The 17,569-nt window shown below is 57.9% G+C and carries 15 protein-coding genes; 9 read left to right on the top strand and 6 right to left on the bottom strand.

Annotated features, from left to right (window positions below; translation table 11 throughout):
• Window positions 1-160: 160 nt before the first annotated feature.
• Window positions 161-1,363, top strand: coding sequence for an IS256 family transposase (locus tag B8784_RS04535; RefSeq protein WP_084396434.1), 1,203 nt, complete (start codon window positions 161-163; stop codon window positions 1,361-1,363).
• A gap of 169 nt (window positions 1,364-1,532) precedes the next feature.
• On the opposite strand, the gene petA is transcribed toward B8784_RS04535, so the two are convergent.
• Window positions 1,533-2,087 carry a ubiquinol-cytochrome c reductase iron-sulfur subunit gene (gene petA / locus B8784_RS04540; protein WP_084396435.1) on the bottom strand — a complete coding sequence of 185 codons (555 nt, stop codon included), beginning with the start codon at window positions 2,085-2,087 and terminating at the stop codon, window positions 1,533-1,535.
• Window positions 2,088-2,391: 304 nt separating this feature from the next.
• Complete coding sequence (locus B8784_RS04545; RefSeq protein WP_084396436.1) at window positions 2,392-2,850, bottom strand: hypothetical protein; 459 nt, start codon at window positions 2,848-2,850, stop codon at window positions 2,392-2,394.
• A gap of 126 nt (window positions 2,851-2,976) precedes the next feature.
• On the opposite strand from B8784_RS04545, the gene B8784_RS04550 reads away from it, so the two are divergent.
• A complete protein-coding gene (locus B8784_RS04550; protein ID WP_084396437.1) occupies window positions 2,977-3,885 on the top strand; it encodes a DMT family transporter in 909 nt (302 codons plus the stop codon).
• Here the strand turns inward: B8784_RS04550 and B8784_RS04555 are convergent.
• Together B8784_RS04555 and B8784_RS04560 are read right to left on the bottom strand one after the other, a co-directional pair.
• The gene (locus B8784_RS04555) at window positions 3,882-4,451 is read right to left on the bottom strand and encodes an RNA polymerase sigma factor (RefSeq protein WP_143435289.1); all 570 of its coding nucleotides are present in this window, start codon (window positions 4,449-4,451) and stop codon (window positions 3,882-3,884) included. The genes B8784_RS04550 and B8784_RS04555 overlap by 4 nt on opposite strands.
• 10 nt (window positions 4,452-4,461) lie before the next feature.
• Window positions 4,462-4,896, bottom strand: a complete 435-nt coding sequence (locus tag B8784_RS04560) for a Spy/CpxP family protein refolding chaperone (RefSeq protein ID WP_084396439.1) — start codon at window positions 4,894-4,896, stop codon at window positions 4,462-4,464.
• Window positions 4,897-5,422: 526 nt separating this feature from the next.
• On the opposite strand from B8784_RS04560, the gene B8784_RS04565 reads away from it, so the two are divergent.
• The 3 genes from B8784_RS04565 to B8784_RS04575 all read left to right on the top strand — a co-directional run bounded on the left by B8784_RS04565 (window position 5,423) and on the right by B8784_RS04575 (window position 8,356).
• On the top strand, window positions 5,423-5,902 hold the full coding sequence (locus tag B8784_RS04565; RefSeq protein WP_084396440.1) for a hypothetical protein: 480 nt from the start codon (window positions 5,423-5,425) through the stop codon (window positions 5,900-5,902).
• 135 nt (window positions 5,903-6,037) lie between these two features.
• On the top strand, window positions 6,038-7,636 hold the full coding sequence (locus tag B8784_RS04570; RefSeq protein WP_119405118.1) for a copper resistance system multicopper oxidase: 1,599 nt from the start codon (window positions 6,038-6,040) through the stop codon (window positions 7,634-7,636).
• Between the two features lie 24 nt (window positions 7,637-7,660).
• Window positions 7,661-8,356, top strand: coding sequence for a copper resistance protein B (locus B8784_RS04575; RefSeq protein WP_084396441.1), 696 nt, complete (start codon window positions 7,661-7,663; stop codon window positions 8,354-8,356).
• A 119-nt stretch (window positions 8,357-8,475) separates the two neighbouring features.
• On the opposite strand, the gene B8784_RS04580 is transcribed toward B8784_RS04575, so the two are convergent.
• A protein-coding gene (locus B8784_RS04580; protein ID WP_119377456.1) for an IS3 family transposase occupies window positions 8,476-9,626 on the bottom strand; the annotation gives its coding sequence in 2 pieces (ribosomal slippage) (window positions 8,476-9,368 and window positions 9,368-9,626; 1,152 coding nt in all).
• A gap of 324 nt (window positions 9,627-9,950) precedes the next feature.
• Window positions 9,951-11,189, bottom strand: coding sequence for a hypothetical protein (locus tag B8784_RS04585; protein ID WP_233349717.1), 1,239 nt, complete (start codon window positions 11,187-11,189; stop codon window positions 9,951-9,953).
• A 235-nt stretch (window positions 11,190-11,424) separates the two neighbouring features.
• On the opposite strand from B8784_RS04585, the gene B8784_RS04590 reads away from it, so the two are divergent.
• Genes B8784_RS04590 through B8784_RS04605 form a run of 4 tightly spaced genes read left to right on the top strand, consistent with a single transcriptional unit; the run spans window position 11,425 to window position 17,566 of the window.
• Window positions 11,425-13,812, top strand: coding sequence for a phosphoketolase family protein (locus B8784_RS04590; RefSeq protein ID WP_084396443.1), 2,388 nt, complete (start codon window positions 11,425-11,427; stop codon window positions 13,810-13,812).
• Window positions 13,809-15,185, top strand: a complete 1,377-nt coding sequence (locus tag B8784_RS04595; protein ID WP_035551724.1) for an MBL fold metallo-hydrolase RNA specificity domain-containing protein — start codon at window positions 13,809-13,811, stop codon at window positions 15,183-15,185. Before B8784_RS04590 ends, B8784_RS04595 begins: the two co-directional genes overlap by 4 nt.
• Complete coding sequence (locus tag B8784_RS04600) at window positions 15,182-16,702, top strand: thymidine phosphorylase family protein (RefSeq protein ID WP_084396444.1); 1,521 nt, start codon at window positions 15,182-15,184, stop codon at window positions 16,700-16,702. The genes B8784_RS04595 and B8784_RS04600 overlap by 4 nt, the downstream gene beginning before the upstream one ends.
• Window positions 16,703-16,705: 3 nt before the next feature.
• The gene (locus B8784_RS04605; protein WP_035551721.1) at window positions 16,706-17,566 is read left to right on the top strand and encodes a ribose-phosphate pyrophosphokinase; all 861 of its coding nucleotides are present in this window, start codon (window positions 16,706-16,708) and stop codon (window positions 17,564-17,566) included.
• The last annotated feature ends 3 nt before the right edge of the window (window positions 17,567-17,569 follow it).

Genomic DNA, 17,569 nt, shown 5'->3' on the forward strand with positions numbered 1-17,569 from the left:
GGTCACGTCCCGGGTCGTGGTGTAGCTGGTTAGCGCTGCGGGTCTCGTCCGCGCCTTTCCACATGGCGCTGTAGGACGAGGCCCGCAGCGCGGTTGGCCATTGCCGGTTCCTTGGTAGGATTGGGTTGCGACACACAACCTGACCGAAGGAAAACCGACAATGACCAAGGCTATGATGGACCTGCGCGAGCTTGTTGAGAAGAGTGGGGACGCCGACCTGCTCAAGGAGATGATTGGATTTGCCGCTGAGCGGCTGATGGAGCTCGAGGTTGGCGTGCGCGCCGGCGCGGCCTACGGCGAAAAGGATCCGGAGCGCAAAGCCCAGCGCAATGGCTACCGGGAACGTGACTGGCAGACCCGGGCCGGCAATGTCGAACTGCGGATCCCGAAGCTGCGCACAGGCAGCTACTTCCCGTCCTTCCTGGAGCCTCACCGCGCCGTCGAGAAAGCCCTGACAGCGGTGATCCAGGAGGCCTATGTGCACGGCGTCTCGACCCGGGCGATGGATGATCTCGTCCAGGCGATGGGCGGCACAGGCATCTCAAAGAGCCAGGTGTCGCGTCTCTGCGAAGAAATCGATGAGCGGGTCGAGGCCTTCCTGACCCGGCCGATCGAAGGCGAGTGGGTCTATCTCTGGATCGATGCCACCTATCTCAAGGTCCGCCAGGGCGGGCGTATTGTATCGGTCGCGGTGACAATCGCCGTCGGCGTCAATACGGACGGGCGCCGGGAAGTCCTGGGCATGGCCATTGGCCCCTCGGAAGCGGAGACGTTCTGGACGGGCTTCCTGCGCGATCTGGTACGCCGGGGGCTGAGTGGGGTGAAACTCGTCATCAGCGATGCCCACGAGGGTATCAAGGCGTCCGTCGCCCGCGTCCTCAATACCAGCTGGCAACGCTGCCGCGTACACTTCCAGAGGAATGTCCTGGCCCATGCCGGCAAGAGCAGCCGGCGTGTGGTCTCGGCCTTCATCGCCACCGCCTTCGCCCAGAACGACTATGCCTCTGCAAAGACCCAGTGGCGCCATGTCGCCGATCAGATGCGGCCGAAACTGCCGAAGCTCGCCGCGCTGATGGACGAGGGAGAAGAAGACGTCCTTGCCTACATGACGTTCCCGCAGCAGCATCGCACGAAACTGCACAGCACGAATCCCATCGAACGGCTCAACGGCGAGATCAAACGGCGCACAGATGTCGTCGGTATCTTCCCCAATGAAAACGCCATCCGCAGACTGGTGGGAGCGATCCTCATGGAACAGACCGAGGAATGGGCCGTGCAGAGAGCACGCTACATGACGCTGGAAACCCTCGCGCCAGTCTGCGATAACCCCCTGGTCAGCCTGCCTGTAGCTCAGGTCGGCTGATCAGCTCAGCCTGACCAAAACCGTCAGGCCAATGACGAGCTACACCACTTGGTGGGACACGATCGTCAGGGCAAGCAGGCAAAGTACAAGAAAGACGATCAGGTGTGAGTTTTCCAATTGGCGTTTCATTGTCTGTCGCTCTTGGTGCCAAGCGCTCCAACTCGGTTTCTCAAATCGAGATCGTCACTAAATCATCAGTCAGATAGACATAGTCTGGGACAGGCAGATTCAGCGGTGCCGGTCCCTTTCTGATCCGCCCGGAAATGTCATAGTGCGATCCATGGCAGGGGCAGTACCACCCGCCATAATCTCCGACCGCGCCCTGATTTGGGCCTACAGGCACACAGCCAAGATGCGTACAGACGCCCGATGTAATCAATATAGCGGGGTTGAGCGTGCCATCACGGCGGGGCCTAAGACGGGCATCATCTGTTTCCGGGTCTGGCAATCGGTCGAAATTAACGGCGTTGGCAGCGGCGATCTCCGCTTCAGTGCGTCGGCGAATAAAAAACGGCTTACCGCCGATCAAAACCCGGATTTCGCCACCGACCGGAATCTTCGAAACGTCGACATCCAAGGAACTCGACGCGCGTGTGTCGCTCGCCGGATTCATTTGATCGACAAGCGGCCAGGCCGCCAGTCCCGTTCCAATAGCTGCGGCGGCAGTCGTCGCAATAAAGATAAAATCACGTCGTTCAACTTCTGTGGGAACGGAGTCTGACATAAAAATACTCCCTGAAATTCTCATCATTGGAACAGACGCCGGGCACGCTGTGTCCATTACAGGTGCAGCTGCGGCGTCCCATGCAGCGATGAATATATTGCCGCGCCCCATATTGGCTTTGGGGGGAGCATGGGACGCGGCAAGTTCAGAGCGAGATCGAGCGAGAGGGGAGGGCTAATCTCATTCTGCTTCATTGTTCGTCGAAGCGAACAATTTTTGGTCCGGGCTTTCACAGTTGGGGGGGACGTAGTGCGAAGGCCCGGGACCAAGGCGGCGGCGCCGAAGAACGACACCCGAACACGCCTTATTCTGTGGCAACCTCCTCCTCGCCCGTCATCAATGGGCAGTGCTCAGCTGGATCATGGCCCATAGCTTCATGTTTGGCCTCGCAGTCTTCCGCAGACATTGGATGATCACCAGATGCGGCATGCATTTGGTGGCCATCTGCGCCATGCTCCATCATTTTATCCATGTCCATCGCCATGCCGCCCTCGCCCATCATGGGTTTGTCGCGACCCATCATGTGATCGCCGCCATGATCCATCATATGACCTTCAGCCATCTTACCTTCCATATTGGCCATGCAGCCCTCCATACCTTCCATGCCTTCATGACCAGCCATGCAGGTTTTGGCACTGGCGGGGTCCGTCTCCGCCTCAACGGCAGGTGTTTCGCTTTGATCATGTGTCTTGTGGCCGTCTTGAGCCAAGGCCATAGGCGACAAAGCAAAAACAGCGGCGGCGGTGATCCAGATCGGTTTCATGAGGGGTATCCTTTTTACAACTGTTCGAACCCAAGGGTATTGGGCACTTGCAACGTATTACGCAGCACACAGGCGGCGCCCTCATAATTGGCTCCACTCTTTCAAGTGTTTCACCGGAGCCCTGGTTTGATTGTCAGCCCCCGCATTCTCGCAGCCATCGTCATGGTCTTATGGGCCTCCTGCTATCCGCTCATCACGCTGGGGCTCGCTTATGCACCTCACCTGACCTTTGCAGCCCTGCGCGCTGTTCTGGCTGGTAGTGTTTTAATAGGTGTCGCCGCTCTGCGCCGAGCCGCGTTGCCTCGCGGGTGGACCGTTTGGGGCTGGATCACGCTTGCTGGTCTTGGAATGACCGGCATTGGCTACTTCGGGATGTTTCACGCCGCGGAGTTTGTATCACCTGGTCTTGCGACCGTGATAGAAAGTCTCCAGCCGTTGATCGCCGCCGTGCTCGCTGTCGTGTTTCTGCGCGAACGTCTTGGACCGATTGGCTGGTTTGGGCTTTGCCTCGGCGTCGGCGGCGTGGCGCTCATCGCCATACCGCGCGTACTGGCCTCGGGCGGGGGGTCAACAGCCTTCGGTCTGGTCCTGGTAATTATGGCGACGAGCGGCGTCGCTGTAGGTAACATCGCCATTAAGTCATTAGCGATGCGCGTCGATGCGGCGATGGCGATGGGGTTACAGCTTTTGGTTGGAGCGATCCCGATCTCAATTTTGGCGTTCGCGACCGAATCCCCAACGGCCATCGACTGGTCGGCGCAATTCATAATTTCACTTCTTGGACTCGCCCTGCCCGGGACGGCGCTGGCCTATTGGTTATGGCAGGTGACTTTGCAGTCGCTGGATGTATCCAAGGCGGCCGCATTTAGTTTTCTCGTTCCGATCATTGGCGTTTCGATTGGCGCGCTATTCTTCTCAGAGCCACTGACGATAAATGTCATTGGCGGCGGCGCGCTCGCTGCCATCGGGATCTATCTCGCATCGCGCCCGAGGTCCGAAACGTCGCCGCTAATGTCTGCTAAAAAAGAAGCCTAATCGAGCTTTTCGACCTGTTCCTGCAAGATTTTCCGGGCGCGGTAGACCCGTGTTTCCACCGCCTTGATGGAGACACTAAGTATTTCGGCCACTTCACTTTGGGGCATGTCTTGAAGGACCTGCAGCGTAAAGGCCTGCCTCAACTTATCTGGCAGCGCGTCCACCATTTTCGAGACACGGTTGAGCTCATCGCGGTGCTCATAATCGTCTTGAACATTTTGCGAGTGGTCCGCGATATCGGGCCGATCCGGGCTCTCCAGAGGTGCTGCTTGAAAGAAAAAGCTTCGCACGGCGCGTTTACGGCCATGATCACGAACTTTGTTGAGCGCAATGTGGTAGATCCAGGTCGAGAACTTCCGCGACGGGTCATAACGGTCAATCGAACGCCAGGCTGCGGTAAAGGCTTCCTGCAGCACATCATAGGCGTCTTCATTGCCACGCATCGAGCGTTGAACGTAGCGGTAGAGCGGTTCCTTGTAACGGCGCATAAGCTCGGTGAAAGCGCGTTCCTCGCCCCCCGCTGCGGCTACAGCAAGCTCTGCATCTGTTCGCTCTGTGTTGTGCACGTGTATATGTCTAAAGCTCCGTCAGTGCTCGAACGACTTCTGCGTCAAAGACGATCGCTTGTTCCTCGGTAAGGATCTCGCGCATCTCAAACACATGCTCGATAGTGACTTTTTGCAGCTCCCCCATGGCTGTGTGGAAATCATCGATCGCCGCCTGAACAGCGGGCGAATAGGATTTGTCGGCCTCCATAGCGCCAGCAAGTGCCAAGTTGGCCGCGCGAAGCTTTTGTTCCAGCTCAGCCTTTCTGGCCGCGAAACGGTGTTCGATTAGCTCGAGTTCTGCTTCCTGATCCGCTGAGAGATCCAAGTCGTGATGGACCAGCTCATGCAAACCAGAAGCTGTTTCGACCGGATGCGTTACAGACCAGTTTCCAGCGACAAACACGCCGGTCATGCCCGCGCACAGGGCTAGGAAAACGACAATGATCCAGTGTTCTAGTTTCATTACTCCTCTTACCTCAGAAGCCCGGAAGGGGCATATGGGGCGTCAACAGAGAAGACCGAAAAATCGCTCGGCGATGACTGGCTGGGCGCCCCGAACAATCCGACCAAAAGGCCGATTGCAACGGCAAGCGCAACCGCCGCGGTTCGACTTACTGCCGGTGTCGCAAAAAGGCGTCTGTCTGTGGCAATCGCTGCGGGCGAAGCTGGGTGTCCGGCTGGGTTGCGCGCGTCAATCCGCTCCCAAACCTCGGCTTCGAGATTGTGAAGGTCGCGATCAAGGGGCGCCACCTTCAGATCTTTGATGAGCGCGTCTAGGTCATTTTTCATGGCACTCTCCTTTCGAGAAGCAAATTTAGGGAGGACTACGTATTGTCATATACGCAGCGGCTATCGCGCTCCCTTAAAAACATTGATTAAAGTCAATATGCACCGATCGCGCGCCTGACAATGCCGATCTGCATGTGAGGGATGATACCTGTCGACACGTAGAAATTGGCAATCTGATCGCATTTTCGCAAGAGACGCCAATGACGCAAGAACTGGACATCCCGAAACCAACCACAGCTCCAAACTGGCGGTTGTTACAGTTCTTTTTCGCCTACATTCTGATTATCGCGGTCGCAAACTTGATCTGGGAAATCGCCCACGCGCCGCTTTACACGATCTGGATTGATGGGACACGCGCCGAGATCGCATTCGCGATTGCTCACTGCACATTTGGCGATGTCCTAATCGCCGGGTCTTCGCTATCGCTCGCCTGGCTCATCGCGGGGCGCCGTGGATGGCCAGACAAAAACTATTGGCGAGTCGCAGGTTTAAGCCTCCTGATCGGACTGACCTATACAGTGTTCAGCGAATGGCTGAATATTTCGATCCGCGAAAGCTGGGCCTACCGCGAAGCAATGCCGACGATCGGACCGCTCAACACCGGGCTGTCGCCGCTCTTGCAGTGGCTGATCATCCCCAGTCTGATCTTTGCCTGGCTGAAAAGCGCGATGCGTCGGTGACGGTTCGCTAAAGTGTCGCACCTCATACCCCAAGGGGGCATAAGGGGTGCCCGGTCTGGCCGCGTAACCATCCGACAACGACGCCTATTCCTCCCCCAATATTCCAGCGGCGTCCAACGCAATAAGGAGAACATCATGCGTTCCAAACTCGCCGGACTGCTCATCGCGACAAGCAGCTTGATCGCGCCCGCCGCACTCGCAGACGTTTATAATCTGGAGATCGACCAGTTTGAACGGACGGTCGATGGCAAGACGCTGACCGGCGTCAGCATCAACGGGACGAGCCCTGGCCCTCTACTGCGACTGCGTGAAGGCGAAGACGTCACCATCAATGTCACCAATACACTCGATGTAGATACCTCGCTTCACTGGCATGGGATTATCCTGGACGCTGGTATGGATGGCGTTCCGGGGATCAGTTTTGACGGCATCGCGCCGGGCGAGACCTACACTTACAACTTCACCGCCAACCAGTCAGGCACCTACTGGTACCATGGACACTCTGCGCTGCAGGAACAGGAGGGCGTCTTCGCGCCCATCATAATCGAACCGGCACAGCCGGACCCCTTCGAGTATGATCGCGAGCATGTGATCATTCTCGCCGACTGGCTGAACGACAGTCCCTACAAAGCGCTCGCCAATCTCAAGAAGCGCTCGAACTATTACAATTACAATCGCCGAACCGTTTTCGACCTCTGGCGTGATTGGACAAATGCTGATGGCGGCGAAAAGACCGACGTCATCCAGGAGCGACTGGCGTGGGGCCGGATGCGCATGGATCCAACCGACATTGTCGACATTACCGGCTACTCGTTTCTGGTGAACGGTGAAACGCCTGAAGACAATTGGAGCGGTCTTTTCGAACCGGGCGAGAAAGTCCGTCTCCGGTTCATCAATGCTGCCGCCATGACCTATTTCGACGTCAAGATTCCGGGACTCAAAATGACAGTGGTCCAGGCCGATGGTCAGAACATCGAGCCAGTCTCGGTTGATGAGTTCCCGATCGCTATCGCTGAAACCTTCGACGTTATCGTCGAGCCTGAGGCGGGACAATCATATACGATCTTCGCCGCTGCAAAGGACCGATCAGGATATGCCCGCGGCACACTCAGCGAGACACCCGGCGCCGAAGCGGCGATCCCGGAACTTGGGCCCCGGCCAGAGCTGACAATGGCAGCGATGGGCGAAGGCCATGCCAGCCACGGCGCGATGGCTGATGGTGAAGCTACCGGCATGGATGAGATGACCATGGACATGAGTGGAGACGCCCATAGCGGACATGGCGAAATGCCTGCGATGGAGCAAGGACAGAAAGTCCTCACCTATGACGATCTCCGCGCGCTCACGCCATATACGGACCGGCGAGCTCCAGATCGCGAGGTCGAGCTTCGTCTCACAGGGAACATGGAACGGTATTTCTGGTCGATTAACGACGTGAAGTTCGGTGACGCCGGCCCGCTGGAGTTTAATTACGGCGAACGCGTTCGTATCACATTCAAGAATGAAACCATGATGGAGCACCCGATGCACCTGCATGGATTGTGGATGGATCTGGTGAATGGCGAGGGCGACATGGCGCCCCGCAAGCACACGATCACGATCCGGCCAGGTGAAACTATCTCCGCCGATGTAACCGTCGATGCCACCGGATCCTGGGCCTTCCACTGCCACATTCTCCAGCACGCCGCGACCGGCATGTTCCGGCAAGTCGACGTCATTGGCGGCGCTCAATAACAAACACCCATAAGGATAAAACAGATGAAACCCAATTTCCTGATCGTGGGTGCGCTCGCCATGGCGACCGCCCTGCCGGCCCTCGCAACCGAAGGTGACCCGGTCTACAATTACACGTTGATCGAAGCCGATATTGCCGAGATTGATGATGAAACCGTCGGTGCCTTTGATGCCCAAGGCTGGGTCGGCGGTGATTATAATCGCTTTTGGTGGAAGACTGAAGGTGAGTTTGCCGATGGCGACTTCGAGGACGCCGAGGTCCAAGCGCTGTATTCACGCTACATTTCAAAATTCTGGGATGCGCAGATTGGTGTGCGCTACGACCTTGAGCCTAAAGGCGAGACCTATGGCGTTATAGGGCTGCAAGGTCTTGCGCCCTACTTCTTCGAAGTTGATGCCGCCGCCTTTGTCTCTTCGAGTGGCGATGTCAGCGCCCGATTTGAAGCCACGGGCGAACTTTTGTTCACGCAACGCCTGATCCTCGAACCCGGCATTGCGCTAGATTTCTATGCCGAAGACGATCCGTCCCGGCAGATTGGTTCGGGATTAGCGACGGCGGAATATAGCGCTCAATTGCGCTATGAATTCACCCGTGAATTCGCACCTTATGTCGAGCTTGCCTATGAAGAAGCCTATGGCGACACCGCTGACTTTCAACGATTGGAAACCGGCAGCGCGGATGACACCGTTTTTAAAGTCGGCTTGCGAACCATGTTCTAGCGATTCTTAGGAGGCAGCGTTTCTATTGGCGACTCCGGACCGGCAATCAATCAGCAGACGGAAGCTAAGGCCCGCATCGAAGGATGCGGGCCTTGACCTGAGCCCTTCGGCTCCCTCGTTTATTTCGAGAGTCTGACCCTTTCATAGTCCAAGGTTTGATGTCTGGCGAGCGCGCCGGGAGTGGAGCCCCCGACAAGCTCGAGCGACCGGCGCGCTGCGGGCGTCAGCCCGCCCAGCGATGAGTGAGGCCGGTGATGATTGTAATCGTGCCGCCAGCGCCCCAGTACCTTTCTGGCGTGGGAGAGACTGTCGAAGACTTCCTCGTTGAGGCATTCGTCACGGAGCTTGCCATTGAAGCTCTCGACGAAGCCGTTCTGCTGCGGCTTGCCCGGCGCGATGTAGTGCCAGGCGATGCCGGTCTCGTTCTGCCATTCCAGGATGGCGCGCGAGGTCAGCTCGGTCCCATTGTCCGAGACGATGGTCTCCGGCCGGCCATAGAGGCGGATGCAGCGATCAAGCTCCCGCGCCACACGCGCGCCTGACAGGGAGGTGTCGGCCACCAGTGCCAGGCATTGCCGGGTATAGTCGTCGATCACGTTCAGCATCCGGAACCGCCGCGCCGGACCGAAGACATCAGACACAAAGTCAAGGCTCCAGCGTTTCGATGGACCGTCCGGGACAGGCATCGGCTCGCGCGTCCCGGTGGCGCGCTTGCGTCCCCGTCGTCGCTTCACCGCCAGGCCTTCCTCCCTGTAGAGGCGCCTCAGCTTCTTGTGGTTCATAACGATGCCTTCGCGTTCGAGCATCAAGCCGATGCGGCGATAGCCGAACCGGCGGCGCGTTGCCGCGATCTCGCGCATACATTTGCGGATCTCCGGATTATCCGGCTCCGCTTCTCGCCTGACAGTCTTCGGATCGACGCTGACCAGTCGGCAGGCGCGACGCTGGGAGATGTCATGATCCGACATCGCTCCGAGCGCCGCCACCCGCTTCAACTGGGGCGTCGTCAGTACTTTCCCAGCAGATCCTTCAGAACGACATTATCAAGCATCGCATCCGCCAGAAGGCGCTTCAATTTCGCGTTCTCACCCTCCAGCGTCTTCAGCCGGCGGGCATCGGACACGTCCATCCCGCCGAACTTTGCCTTCCATTTGTAGAAGGTGGCCGAGCTGACGCCATGACGCCGGCAGACATCCGCCGTCGACATGCCGCGCTCCTGTTCCGCCAGGATCGCGATGATCTGTTCTTCCGTGAATTTGCTCTTGCGCATTGTCTGTCTCCATAACGACAGACTCTCAATTCAAATGCGGGACCAATCGGGGCTCAGGTCAATACCCGCGTTGAAGCAACGCCTTAGCGACACGCTTTTCAGGCGCGGCCAATGAGCCTTGTTTTGATCGCTTAGCCATTTCAAAAAACTAGCACAGATCTCTTAAGAGTTGATTTTTTGATTTTCTTCAACTCGTCCGAGTTGCGGACGATTTGGCTAATTGAACTCAGATTGGCGCTAAATCGAGAGGCAGCGATGAGCGCCCTAGTTAGAGCGTTTGGTGTGACTTCGCACCATTATCCGAAAACGAAGCATGCCAGATCATCAGAACTGATACACCGGCGCAAACCCGCCGCCGCTGGTGCGGAAGTTGGTCGTCTGTCCCTGATAAACGCGGGCAGCCAACAGCAGTGTTTTCCCGGCATAAGTGTAAAGCCGAACGTCATACTTCAGTGTTACCGGCTCTTGGTCGACAGTTACAGCGCGCACCGTCGGCGGGACCAGGGCTTGAGCAATATAATCCCCTTCCAGGATTGCCGACCAGACGCGTTTCGTCAGCTTGTCACCACGATAAGCAGCACGGCTGCCAAAACCCGCGGCGGGTTTAAAGAAGTATCCTCGCCGCGTCGCCCAAAGCTCATCAGCGACGTCTTCGGTAACGCGCCGCGTATCGGGGATCGCCGCAAGCACCTGTCGGTCTGCGTCATCCGCGCCAAACGATTTAAGCGAATCTGGATCGCTAAGCCAAATCAGGTTTCGTTTGTTGGCATAGAGCGCGTGGTGGCGCGGCGCCGGACTGATAACCACCGCCTCGTCGAGGAGCGCGGCGCGCAGATGTGCATGACCTGGCTCGGACAGATCAAAATCCGTTAGCCGATTATAGACCATGTCGATAGCTCTTCCACCGTGCGCAAGATCGCCGTTCTCATAGGTGAGCGCCTCGGGGTCAAGGATGAGGGTTTCGATGCCGTTGCGGGCCAACAAGTCTCTCGCGAGCACCATGTCCGGATAGAGATACTGCCCAGATGCGTCCTGATCGAGAATAGCCAACCTGCCCGGACGGCCCTCCCGTCCCGTCGCCTGCCACTCAGAGATGAAGCTTTCAACAAGGACTGCATCGATTGCGTCCGAATCCGCGAGACGCGCATCTCCGCAAGCCTCAGCATGTTTCGCCGCAGCGCGCTGGAGCTCGCTGACCAGGAAGGCTCCGCCGGCATTTGTATTTATCTCAATGAGTTTGGGTCCGTCTTCAGAGATGTGAAAATCGTATCCCATGAACAGACCGCGTGCGCCGGTCTGAGCGCTGAAAATATTATCATTTGAGCGTGCCAGGGCGACCTCTTGATAAGACGTCAGGGATGCCACCGCTTCAATTGCAGACACTTGCGCCTGCATCGCCCGCAGGTCCGATGGTGAGACAAAAACGGCCGTGGCCGCAAATAGATTGGGCCGCGCCGCCAGAAGCGCCGAGAGCTCATCATTGCCGGCATGATCCAAAATGGCTTCATCAAGATCGGCCCTGCCGAGCGTCATGCAAAAGCAGGACTTGTTGAGGGAAATCAAATCACTTGCGCCAGGCAGTTCGCAGGTTTTATCGCACCGCATCAAAACCCCTTTCTGGGCGAGACTGAACCATCACACTCATCGCCTTTCTCCTGCTTATAGGCTGCGTTTCTGGACCGCGAAAGCCAGCCTGAATCCACGCAAATCTGATCGTGAGGGTTTGCCCGCCACGCGCCGTATCAAGACTGCTCACCTGATTTTTGATGCGCGAACTGGCAGGGGGATATCGACGATCATGACAGAACAATGGACCAGCGGATATGGCGTGATCGTCCATGATACCGAGACGCAGCAGCGACTTCAGAGTATCTTGCAGAACGCCGACCGCGGGCTTTTGGCGCTCACACAAACCGAGGCCGCAGACGTGTTCTCGGCGACGGACAGACTCGCGAATGCGGCAATGTGGCTCATCGCGCACATGTCATATGCACGTCGCGTCGACCTGTCTGGCGCACCCCTGAAGGCGGGGGATTTCAAACCCTCGCCAGAAGGCCATATGGGCGGATCGTTTAACATGGCGATCGCATTTGCAGGCTATCTCGCCGCCAATGCGTTGAGTGGCCATACCCGTGCTTGGACCCTTGGGCAGGGTCATTGCGTCGCTGCAATTGAAGCCATCAACGCACTCACAGGCGATGTCTCAGCCGCGCAGCAAGGGCGCTATGATCGCAGTGAAGCAGGCCTTTCCCGGCTCGTCAGTGACTTTTACGGCTATGCGATCACCCCCGATGGCCGCCCCGGCGTGCCGCTCGGCAGCCACGTCAACCCGAATACAGCTGGCGGGTTGTCGGAAGGCGGGTATCTTGGATTCACCAGCCTGCAATATATCCACATGCCATTGCTGGGCGAGCGCCTTGTCGCCTTTCTGAGCGACGGCGCTTTCGAAGAGCAGCGCGGATCCGACTGGGCGCCGCGCTGGTGGCGCGCCAGCGATAGTGGTTTCGCCGTGCCTGCGATGGTGCTGAATGGCCGGCGGATCGAACAGCGTACCGAAATCAGTCAGGAAGGCGGACTTGATTGGTTAGTCAAGCATTTGACCTTAAGCGGGTTCGACCCAATCATTGTCGATGGCCATGATCCCCTCTCTTATGCATGGGGCATATTGGAAGCGGAGGCCCGGCTTTCAAAACTGAGCGATACGGACGGCCCCTACCCCGCGCGGCTGCCTTATCTGATTGCGCCCTGCATCAAGGGTTTTGGGTTTCCAGGGGCTGGGGGAAATAGCGCGCACAATCTCCCACTGGAAGGAAATCCGCGCACCAATAAGGGCGCACGCGTGCTCTTCAATGAAGGCGTACAAGCGCTCTACACACCGCCTGACATGCTTGATGATGCGGTCCGGACCCTAAGCGTCCACAAAATACAAAACCGCATGTTGGAAAGTCAGAACGCCCTCGCCGTTCGCAAGGTTTCTGATCCCGTATTGCCTAGGTCAGACGCGCGTTCGCTCGGCACCCCCCGCCCAAATTGCGCAATGGACGCGATCGATCAGTGTTTCACCGAAATTGTGCGCGCCAATCCGCATTTGCGGGTCCGCGTTGCAAACCCTGACGAGCTTCGCAGCAACCACATGCCGCTGACGCTCGAGATGCTCAAGCATCGGGTCAATGCGCCTGAGCCCGGCACGCCTGAATCCAAAAATGGTCGCCTCATCACGGCGCTGAATGAAGAGGCTGTGATAGCTGCAGCCCTTGGCAATAAGGGCGGGCTGAATCTCGCAGTGAGCTACGAGGCCTTCGCCATGAAGATGCTCGGCGCGCTGCGCCAGGAGATTATCTTCGCGCGTCGACAGAAAGAACTCGGTCAAATTCCGGGCTGGATCAGCGTCCCGCTTATTGCAACTTCGCATACTTGGGAAAATGCCAAGAATGAACAATCCCACCAGGACCCGACACTGCCCGAAGCGCTGCTCGGAGAAATGTCGGAGACCGCTCGGGTGATCTTCCCGGTCGACGCGCCAAGCGCTGCTGAAGCGCTGCGCAACATCTATCGTGGGCGCGGCGAAATCGCCTGCCTCGTGACACCGAAACGAGATGTCCCAAACCTTCTATCCGAAGAGGAAGCCGAACACGCGCTGGAAAATGGAGCGCTCCACATCGCCGGTGATATCATGGCAGCCGACATTCAATTGGTCGCGATCGGCGCTTATCAGGCTCACGAAGCCCTCGCCGCATTCCAGCGACTCACTGAACGCGGCGTGCCATGCTGTGTCACCTTGATCCTTGAACCGGGCAGGTTCCGCATGGGACGCGACGCAATGGAGCAGGCATTCACAGCGAGCGAAGACAGGCTTGAAGCCCTTTTCCCGCGCGGGCTGGCAAGAGTGCTGCTGACGCATACGCGGCCCGAACCGATGACGGGTGTGCTGAGACGACTGGATGGCGGGCCGGAACAATTGCGCGCGCTCGGCTACATTTCTCGCGGCGGAACATTTGATGTCGCAGGCATGCTGTTCGCCAATCGCTGCACCTGGGCTCATACTGTCGATGCCGCCATGGCGTTGCTGCCGAAAAAAACTCTCGATCTCCTTTCGGAGGATGAACGGCGCGCCATTGATGGGCAAGGCGATCCATCCGCTCTCGAGCGCTCAAAACCTGTCCTGCGCCGGGAGCACGCATCATGACCCTCACCCTGACCAGTCTTGGCGGGGCTGGAACCGTGACCGGCTCACGCCATCTTCTTGAATATGAAGGTCAGCGTATACTGATCGATTGTGGTCTGTTCCAGGGCTATAAGGCGTTGCGCCAGCGCAACTGGGCGCCCTTCCCGATTGATCCAAAATCCATCGACGCCATTGTCCTCACGCACGCCCACATTGATCATAGTGGTTATCTGCCAAAACTGGTCAGAGAAGGTTATCGCGGTCCCGTTTATTGCTCGAGCGCGACCAAGGATCTTTGCGGAATCCTGCTGCGCGACAGCGCGTATATTTCAGAACGAGACGCCGAGCGGGCCAACCGCCTTCGCTACACCCGCCACAAACCGGCTCAGCCACTTTATACGATCGCCGACGCCGAAGCGGCGATTGAAAAGCTCACCCCAATCGACTTTCACCAGGACGTTCATCTCGCGATTGGGGCCGATATCTATTTACGCCGCGCCGGGCATATTCTTGGGGCATCGACCGTTGAAGTCCGTTGGGGCGGCAAAACCATTATCTTTTCTGGTGACCTTGGCCGCTATGACGACCCTTTCATGTTTGACCCTGAGCCGGTGCAAAATGCCGATTACGTCGTCATAGAGTCCACCTATGGAGATCGCACTCATCCGAAGCTCGATCCCATGGAACAGCTGGGTGACGTGATTGCACGCACCGCCAGGCGCGGCGGGACAGTGGTTATTCCAGCCTTTGCGGTCGGGCGCGCTCAACTCATTCTCTACCATATCTGGATGCTCAAAAAAGCGGGACGGCTCGAGAATGTCGCGATCTATCTCGACAGCCCAATGGCGATAAACGCAACTGAACTTCTCTGCACACACCTCGATGATCACAGATTTGCGCGGCAGGTTTGTGAAGAGACTTGCGCGATTGCGACTTATGCGCGTGACGTCGACGCTTCAAAAGCCATTACCAATGATCTGATGCCAAAGGTTGTGATCGCAGCGAGCGGTATGATCACAGGCGGCCGCGTTCTGCACCATATTCAGGCATTTGGTGGAGACCGGAAAAATACGATCCTGTTTGCTGGATATCAGGCCGGTGGCACGCGTGGAGACAAGATTCTCAAGGGCGCAAGCAAGGTCAAAATGTTCGGCCACGACGTTCATATCGGCGCCGAGATCGCCAGCCTGCCCGCTTTGTCAGCCCATGCGGATGCCGACGAGCTGATCTCCTGGCTTGGCGGCTTTGAAAAGCGTCCGGCAAAAGCATTTATTGTTCACGGCGAACCCGATGCATCAGAGGCGCTAAGCACGCGTATGCAGGATGAGCTCGGCTGGCGCACTGATGTTGTTGCCATCGAGAAGGCCTATGAGCTTGGAAGCGGCGACGAATGACGCAGGATAATCAACCCCACGCCGCCACGACCCTGTCCGCGCGACGCCTGAAATGGCATGCTCAGGACGAAGCGATCGTTCTAATGCGGACCGACTGCCCGGTCTGCCGTTCAGAAGGACTGACGTCGCGCGCCCGTGTGCTGATCAGTTGCGACGGGCGGGACGTGGTCGCGACCCTGCACCAGATCGACGATGATTGGCTGGCCCTTAGCGAGGCTGGTCTTTCTGAAGCGGCTTGGAGCCGGCTTGGTGCCGAGCCCGGCGCAGATCTTAAAGTCAGCCACGCTCCAACGCTTCGGTCTCTCTCTGATGTGCGTCAACGGATGACCGGCAAACGGCTGCCAAGCGATGGATTTGACCGGATCGTGACTGATATCGCCGCCGGACTGTATTCTGATATTCATCTGGCCGCCTTTATCTCAGCCTGTTCCACGCTGAGCCTCGACATAGACGAAATCACCTCGCTGACCGGCGCCATGGTGAACGTCGGAGAGCAACTCGACTGGAATACCGACATGGTCATCGACAAACACTGCGTGGGCGGCCTACCCGGAAATCGCACGACGCCGATTGTTGTTGCGATCTTGGCCAGCCTGGGTTTGACGGTCCCAAAGACCTCCTCGCGCGCCATCACATCGCCCGCCGGAACTGCAGATACGATGGAGACGCTCACCCAAGTCGATCTGTCACTGCCAGACATCAGGCGGGTTGTTGAAACGGAAGGTGGATGCCTTGCCTGGGGCGGCGCGGTCCAGCTCAGCCCGGCCGATGATATTCTCATCCGCATTGAACGGGCCCTCGACATCGACGCCGAAGGTCAGCTGATCGCGTCTGTTTTGTCAAAGAAGATCGCCGCCGGCGCGAGCCATGTGGTGCTCGACTTGCCCGTCGGACCAACCGCTAAACTGCGTAGTGCTGCCGGTGCCCGCGCCCTTGCCCAGCACATGACGATCGTTGCACGTGGGTTTGGCCTCAAGACCCATTGCGTGTTCAGCGACGGGCTCCAACCCGTCGGGCGCGGCATCGGACCGGCGCTCGAAGCCTGGGACGTGCTCAGGGTCTTGCAAAGAAGCAAAAGCGCGCCGCCAGATCTTCGCGAACGGGCGCTGACGCTGGCTGGCGCCGCCCTTGAACTTGCGGGCCGTGCCAAACCGGATACCGGAGCGGCCATGGCTCAGGACGCGCTCGACAATGGATCTGCCTGGTCGAAGTTTCAGGCCATATGCGCCGCTCAAGGCGGTTTGCGCGAACCACCACGCGCAGCGCAAACTGCGCCCGTCGCGGCAATTCGGTCAGGGGTCTTGAAAGCAATCGATAATAGAAAGCTCTCCAGGCTCGCAAAACTTGCTGGTGCTCCCGAACGCCCGGCCGCTGGTCTGACCGTTCACAAACGCCTAGGCGAACAAATCACGATTGGTGAGCCGCTTCTCACCATCCACGCAGAGGCGTCGGGCGAGATCGACTATGCCATGAGCTACGCTCACGCCAATGCCGGCCTCTTCACCATTGAGGGTTAACCCATGACGATTTACATTCCGCTTCCCGGTAATGAAGCTATGGCTTCTGAGCTTGCCAAAATCACAAGTTCTGAACTTGGCACCCTTGAACACCGCAGATTCCCGGACGAAGAGACCTATGTGCGCCTCACCTCAGATGTCTCTGGAAAAGCAGTCGAACTGGTTTGCACGCTCGCCCGGCCTGACCCGCAATTGCCAGGACTTCTTTTTGCCGCTTATACAGCGCGCGAGCTTGGCGCCACATCGGTTGGGCTGATTGCCCCCTACCTTGCCTATATGCGTCAGGATAAGAGATTTTCAGACGGCGAGTCTGTGTCATCAGGACACTTTGCCAGATTGCTCTCAGGTGCGTTTGAAAGGGTGGTCACCGTCGATCCGCATTTGCACCGCATCCACGATCTCAATGACGTTTTTTCAATCAATACAAAGGTTGTGCACGCCGCCCCGGCACTGTCCGATTGGATCAAGGCCCATGTCGACAAGCCGCTCATCATTGGCCCGGACGCTGAGAGCGAGCAATGGGTGTCCGACGTGGCCGACCGAGCGAGCGCCCCGCATCTTGTGCTCTCCAAAGTCCGCCATGGCGACCGCAATGTAGAAGTGACAGCGCCTGGCCTTAAAAACTGGACCGGCCATCAACCCGTTCTTGTCGACGACATTGCCTCTTCCGGGCGAACCATGATGGAAGCGGCCCGCCACTTTGAGACCGCTGGCTTTGCAAAACCGGTCTGCGTGATCGTCCATCCGCTCTTTGCCGGCAATGCCTATGAGGACCTTAAGTCTGTCTCGACACGTGTCGTATCGACCAATGCGGTCCAACATGCCTCAAATGAGATTTCGATCACGCCCTTACTGATTGGCTAGCCG

The sequence above is a fragment of the Henriciella aquimarina genome, assembly GCF_002088975.1.
GTDB lineage: Bacteria > Pseudomonadota > Alphaproteobacteria > Caulobacterales > Hyphomonadaceae > Henriciella > Henriciella aquimarina.

Coding starts and splice junctions, on each gene's coding strand:
- B8784_RS04535 (WP_084396434.1), top strand. CDS start 161: ATGACCAAGGCTATGATGGACCTGCGCGAGCTTGTTGAGAAGAGTGGG.
- petA (WP_084396435.1), bottom strand. CDS start 2,087: ATGTCAGACTCCGTTCCCACAGAAGTTGAACGACGTGATTTTATCTTT.
- B8784_RS04545 (WP_084396436.1), bottom strand. CDS start 2,850: ATGAAACCGATCTGGATCACCGCCGCCGCTGTTTTTGCTTTGTCGCCT.
- B8784_RS04560 (WP_084396439.1), bottom strand. CDS start 4,896: ATGAAACTAGAACACTGGATCATTGTCGTTTTCCTAGCCCTGTGCGCG.
- B8784_RS04565 (WP_084396440.1), top strand. CDS start 5,423: ATGACGCAAGAACTGGACATCCCGAAACCAACCACAGCTCCAAACTGG.
- B8784_RS04570 (WP_119405118.1), top strand. CDS start 6,038: ATGCGTTCCAAACTCGCCGGACTGCTCATCGCGACAAGCAGCTTGATC.
- B8784_RS04575 (WP_084396441.1), top strand. CDS start 7,661: ATGAAACCCAATTTCCTGATCGTGGGTGCGCTCGCCATGGCGACCGCC.
- B8784_RS04590 (WP_084396443.1), top strand. CDS start 11,425: ATGACAGAACAATGGACCAGCGGATATGGCGTGATCGTCCATGATACC.
- B8784_RS04595 (WP_035551724.1), top strand. CDS start 13,809: ATGACCCTCACCCTGACCAGTCTTGGCGGGGCTGGAACCGTGACCGGC.
- B8784_RS04600 (WP_084396444.1), top strand. CDS start 15,182: ATGACGCAGGATAATCAACCCCACGCCGCCACGACCCTGTCCGCGCGA.
- B8784_RS04605 (WP_035551721.1), top strand. CDS start 16,706: ATGACGATTTACATTCCGCTTCCCGGTAATGAAGCTATGGCTTCTGAG.